The sequence below is a fragment of the Candidatus Woesearchaeota archaeon genome (assembly GCA_026394965.1).
Lineage (GTDB): Archaea > Nanobdellota > Nanobdellia > Woesearchaeales > 0-14-0-80-44-23 > JAPLZQ01.
Genome location: JAPLZQ010000067.1, coordinates 1 through 4657, shown reverse-complemented (window position 1 = coordinate 4657; position 4657 = coordinate 1). Strand labels below are relative to the sequence as shown.

Below are 4657 nucleotides of genomic sequence, written 5' to 3'. Positions count from 1 at the left end.
GTGTACTGGACCCTTAAGTACAAGAACAAGAAGGAGGATAGGGACCTGAGGAAATGGGGGATGGAGGCAAAGGGGTTTGATGCGAGAATATTCACCCCATATGGATATTTCAATGAACTAAAGTCCAAGGGATTTCCGACTGATTTCCCATTCTCAATAAAGCCCTCTGAGCTTTCAGCCCTTGATTGGTGCACGACATTTGGAATAAATCCTGACGAGCCAATAGGAGTCCTGATATCAAAGACAGTTTCAGAGCTAAAGGAGGAAGGGACAGATTTCGGGATTGAGGATATTGTTGAGAAAATGCAGAAGGATGAGCATTCAATGCAGAATGTCAGGGATGCTGCAGAGAACAGATTCACAGAAGCGAAGAGCTGGGGGCTTTTTGACAAGGAAGGAACAAAAATAAATGAGCTTGTTATTCCCGGAGAGGTGAGCGTCCTTGATGTAAGCTGCTATATAACTTCGCAGTCCAGCAAGAACATAAGGGCATTAGTTATCGGGCTGATTTCGCAGAAACTATTCCTGGAAAGGATGGTTGCAAGGAAAAATGAGGAATACCAGGAGGTGAACAAGTCAGTAAGCTTCACAGAATATTCGCAGGAGGAAAAGGAGAGGTTTCCCCTTGTGTGGCTTGTGGTTGATGAAGCCCACGAGTTCCTTCCAAGGGAGGGGGAAACGCTTGCAAGCGGTCCTCTCATTACAATTCTCAGGGAAGGAAGGCAGCCGGGAATATCATTGATACTTGCATCCCAGCAGCCGGGAAAAATACACACAGATGTAATGACGCAGTCTGACATTGTGATAAGCCACAGGATTACTGCAAAAATTGACACAGATGCACTTGGAATGCTGATGCAGAGCTACATGAGAGTGGGGCTTGACAAGGTTCTCAATAATCTTCCAAGGGTTTCAGGCGCAGCAATAATATTTGATGACACAAACGAGAGAATGTATCCGATGAGGATAAGGCCCAGAGTCAGCTGGCACGGCGGCTCAGCCCCAAGCGCAGTTGACATCAAGAAAAAAATATTTGACTTCTAAGAAACAATTATAAAAATAAAATAATATTTTATTATGATAAAAATCAAAAAAGCAATTATACCCTTTTGAACCTTGAGACAAGGTCAATCAAGTCAACGTGCCCAAGAAATGTCGCCCTGCAGCAGTATCTTTCAAGCCCTATGGAATCAAGGATTTTTTTCTTGTCCTCTCCCTTCCTTACTTTTTCCTCAAATTCCTCCCACAGGTGTCCTATGGGCTTTCCGCAGCTCCAGCATCTAACGGGAATTATCATTTTTTGCCTGCCTCAATCTTGTTTTTTTTAATTATATTTATAATAAAAATATGCTTATCTGTATGACTTCTGAACCTTTCCTCTTGCATTTCCGTGCCTGTTTGGCTTCTTTGCTTCTTTATGCCTTACATCTGCAACAAGGAGGTGCCTGTCATATCTCTGGAATTCTTCCTTGAGGGCCGGATTGTATGCTGCGAGGCTTTTCGCTATTGCAAGTCTTGCTGCGTCAGCCCTTCCGTTTATTCCGCCGCCATGTACAGTTACCTTTATGTCAACCTTCTTTGCTGAATCCCCCGCAATAATAATAGGTTCCAGTATTTTCATTCTGAGAATTTCCGGAGTCACTGTTTCAATTGGCGCGTTGTTCAGGCTTAATCTTCCTGTTCCCTCAACAAGGGTTGCCCTCGCTATTGCGGTTTTCCTTTTTCCTGAAAATTGCAATGGTTTCATTTTTACTTCCTGCCTCCGAGAAGCCTGCTGAGTTCCCCAAGGTAGGTTATTTTTATGTTGGTGAGCTTTGAAACATTTGCGTTTTTCAGAATTTCCGCTTTTTTTCCTGCGAACTCTTCAGGAACGCCATCAAAGCACTTGACTCTTGAAAGCGCCTCCTTAGCCCTTGAATTTGCGTGGGGAAGCATTCCCCTGACTGTTCTCTTCATTATCATTATTGTTTTCCTGTGGAAAAAAGGGCCTTTTCTCGGAGTTCCCATGTCGGTTTTCTTCGCGTATTTTGCAAGGACGTAAGCCCTGCTTCCCGAGACTACTGATTTTTCGCAGTTCAAAATTGTTACCTGTTCGCCCATGAGCGCCTTCTTTGCGGCGTATGAAGCGACCCTTCCAAGCATTGTGTCAGTTGCATCGATTATCATTTTCTTGACCTTCCTATCATTTTTATCCAATAATTTTGATGTTCTTACCTTCAGGATTCTTCTTTATGAGCTCTTCTATGCTCATTACAGATGCTCCTGCCTTCTTTATCTTTTCAAGAGACTGCTCAGAGAATTTCCATGCAGCAATTGAAAGCTTGTGCTCAAGCTCGCCTGCACCAAGCACCTTTCCGGGAACAACAACCACATCGTTTTCCTTTGTATTCCTGTTGATGCTTGAGAGATTTACAACTCTTATCCCTCTTGTCGGCTTGTTCAAGTCTTCAGCAACTCTTTTCCAGATTGCATTGCCCTTGTAAGACTCTTCTTTGACCTTTCTTATCAGTTCCGCTGTAATCTGGTTTTTAGGACGAATTTGCATTTAAATTACCTTTTTTCCTTTTTATTTTTTTCTCCATTTGCATTGACTATAATGCGGGGGACGTGATTCGAACACGCGAACCCACTAAGGGACAAGGCCCTCAACCTTGCGCATTTGACCAGGCTTTGCTACCCCCGCATGATTATCTGATTTTATAAAAACACTGCACAGGCACGGGGACTGGCCTATTTTGAAATCCTTTCCACTTCTTCAATGAAGCTGTTGATTTTATTTTCAAAAATCTTTACTGCTTCCTTCATTATCTGCCTGCAGCCAAGCTGCCCCCAGCTTTCAACAGTGAATATGAATTCGTTTTTCTTGCTTGAAACCTCAATGCAGTCAGGGCAGATTTCAGTGCATGCTTCGCAAAGGGTGCAGTTAACCTCATTTTCATCTACAACTGCAAGCACCCCCTTTTCAATCTTGAAAACCTTTGCAGGGCACATGTTAACGCACTCTTCGCTTTCGCATTTTTTGGTTACCGAAACAACAGGATAGTTCCTGTAATACACAAGCCCGGGAGACCACTTGGCATGCTCTTTCCCTCTTCCGAGGACTGCTGTTGCCTCAAGCTCAAGCGCCTGTCCCTTGAGGAGTTTTGTTATTATGATTTTTGGATAAACAGGTTTTATTGCGGGGTCTTTTGATTTAAGGTCTGATGCATAGACATAGCCCGCATCTTTTTTGTTAAGGACAAGCTTGACCTGGCATTTCGGGCAGCCCTCTCCCTTGCAGCTGCATTCGCTCGGAAGATTGTATGATTTAAGGTCTGTTGTCAGCGGAACAAGCCCGAGCCTGTGCGCCACAACTTCGTCATAAAGCGCAGAGCTGTTCTTTACCATGTTGACATCTTCAATTGCCATGGTTGGAACTTCTTCAATTGCTATCCTTCTCAGTGCGTTAACATAGGCAATGCTCCCGTCCTTTATCAAAAAGGAAACCTGGTTGTCCTTCTCCTTATTCAAGAGCTCTATTTTCATCTTTAAACCCTTCTCCCTCTTTTTCCTCCTTTCTTCCTGCACCCGTCGTGAGGAACCGGAGTCACATCTTCAATTATTCCAATCCTTAATCCCATCCTTGAAAGCGCCCTTACAGCTGCCTGGGCTCCTGGTCCGGGATTTGAGGGGCCGTTCTGCCCGCCTGTTGCCCTGATTTTCACATGGATTGCATTTATGCCCTTTTCCATTGCTGTTTCAGCAGCCCTTTTTGCAGCTATCATTGCAGCTGTCGGGCTTCCCTCAAGCCTGTCTGACTTGACAACCATTCCGCCAGAAACCCTTGCAATGCTTTCGCTTCCTGTGATGTCTGTTATGTGGATTATTGTGTTATTGTATGAGGAAAAAATGTGGGCTATTCCCCATCTGGTTTTGCCCCTGTCCATTCCTTTGTCCTGCTCTCTCATTTTTTAGCCTCTCTTGACTGCCTTCTATCATGCCTTTGGAATCTTCTTCCCCCGTCCCTTCCGCCCTTCCTGTCGCGGGATGGCCGTTCCTTCTTCACTTTTGCAACAGCAGTCCTTTCGGGATGCTCGGAATCGGCAAAAGGAGATGTAATGCAGATGAATATTTTCTCCTCTTCCTCTCGTGTTACGAGATGGGAAGGGGCTGTTATCTTTGAATCCGCTACCATGACGTGCCCATGAGTTATGAACTGCCTTGCCTTTTTGATTGAGTTTGCGAATTTTTTCTTGTAAACAATGGTCTGAAGCCTTCTCTCAAGAATGCTTCTTGCAGTGAGCCCCAGCACATCATCAAGCGGAACATCCGGGGACTTTACAAGCCCGAGGGAATAAATCCTTTCCAGCAGCTGCTTTTTCTCCTTCTGCGCCTGGACGCTGTCTGCCCTGATGAGCTCTTTGGCCTGCTCAGCTATCCTTCGAAGGACAGACTCTTCTTTCCAAAGCTCTCTCTTGTTCTTAAGCCCGTATTCCGCAGTGAGCGGGGTTTCCTCGTCCATCCTCAGCCTCTGCCAGGGATGCATTGGGGTTTTGTATTTTTTCTTTAATCTTCGTGGATCTCCCATTAATTTCACCGTTTGTTTTAATTATAATTTATTTCCTCTCTGATTTGCTCTCTGCTGCAGCTGCCTTTGCAACCTTTGACCTAATGACTC

At 44.7% G+C, this 4657-nt stretch carries 7 protein-coding genes, 1 tRNA gene and 1 pseudogene; 1 reads left to right on the top strand and 8 read right to left on the bottom strand.

Annotated elements, in window-relative coordinates:
* Window positions 1-1044 (top strand): hypothetical protein (locus NTV63_02780; protein MCX6709856.1); only part of this gene is annotated, 1044 nt, incomplete at its 5' end.
* A 55-nt stretch (window positions 1045-1099) separates the two neighbouring features.
* Here NTV63_02780 and NTV63_02775 read toward each other — a convergent pair.
* From NTV63_02775 to NTV63_02740, 8 genes and pseudogenes are all read right to left on the bottom strand, one after another.
* Window positions 1100-1297, bottom strand: coding sequence for a DNA-directed RNA polymerase subunit N (locus NTV63_02775; protein MCX6709855.1), 198 nt, complete (start codon window positions 1295-1297; stop codon window positions 1100-1102).
* A 54-nt stretch (window positions 1298-1351) separates the two neighbouring features.
* Window positions 1352-1747: a 30S ribosomal protein S9 gene (locus NTV63_02770; protein ID MCX6709854.1), complete on the bottom strand. Its 396-nt coding sequence runs from the start codon at window positions 1745-1747 to the stop codon at window positions 1352-1354.
* Between the two features lie 2 nt (window positions 1748-1749).
* Entirely contained in the window at window positions 1750-2166 is a 417-nt protein-coding gene (gene rplM / locus NTV63_02765) for a 50S ribosomal protein L13 (protein ID MCX6709853.1), read from the bottom strand.
* Window positions 2167-2188: 22 nt separating this feature from the next.
* Entirely contained in the window at window positions 2189-2545 is a 357-nt protein-coding gene (locus NTV63_02760; GenBank protein ID MCX6709852.1) for a 50S ribosomal protein L18e, read from the bottom strand.
* 52 nt (window positions 2546-2597) lie between these two features.
* Window positions 2598-2683: transfer RNA gene (locus tag NTV63_02755), tRNA-Leu, on the bottom strand.
* 47 nt (window positions 2684-2730) lie between these two features.
* On the bottom strand, window positions 2731-3525 hold the full coding sequence (locus tag NTV63_02750; protein MCX6709851.1) for a DNA-directed RNA polymerase subunit D: 795 nt from the start codon (window positions 3523-3525) through the stop codon (window positions 2731-2733).
* 2 nt (window positions 3526-3527) lie between these two features.
* Window positions 3528-3947, bottom strand: coding sequence for a 30S ribosomal protein S11 (locus NTV63_02745; protein MCX6709850.1), 420 nt, complete (start codon window positions 3945-3947; stop codon window positions 3528-3530).
* Window positions 3948-4024: 77 nt separating this feature from the next.
* Window positions 4025-4567 (bottom strand): annotated as a pseudogene (locus tag NTV63_02740) (30S ribosomal protein S4).
* Between the last annotated feature and the right edge of the window lie 90 nt (window positions 4568-4657).

What these genes read in the sequence shown, in the direction of transcription:
- rplM (MCX6709853.1), bottom strand. Translation starts at nt 2,166, where the DNA reads ATGATAATCGATGCAACTGACACAATGCTTGGAAGGGTCGCTTCATAC.
- NTV63_02750 (MCX6709851.1), bottom strand. Translation starts at nt 3,525, where the DNA reads ATGAAAATAGAGCTCTTGAATAAGGAGAAGGACAACCAGGTTTCCTTT.
- NTV63_02745 (MCX6709850.1), bottom strand. Translation starts at nt 3,947, where the DNA reads ATGAGAGAGCAGGACAAAGGAATGGACAGGGGCAAAACCAGATGGGGA.
- NTV63_02760 (MCX6709852.1), bottom strand. Translation starts at nt 2,545, where the DNA reads ATGCAAATTCGTCCTAAAAACCAGATTACAGCGGAACTGATAAGAAAG.
- NTV63_02775 (MCX6709855.1), bottom strand. Translation starts at nt 1,297, where the DNA reads ATGATAATTCCCGTTAGATGCTGGAGCTGCGGAAAGCCCATAGGACAC.
- NTV63_02770 (MCX6709854.1), bottom strand. Translation starts at nt 1,747, where the DNA reads ATGAAACCATTGCAATTTTCAGGAAAAAGGAAAACCGCAATAGCGAGG.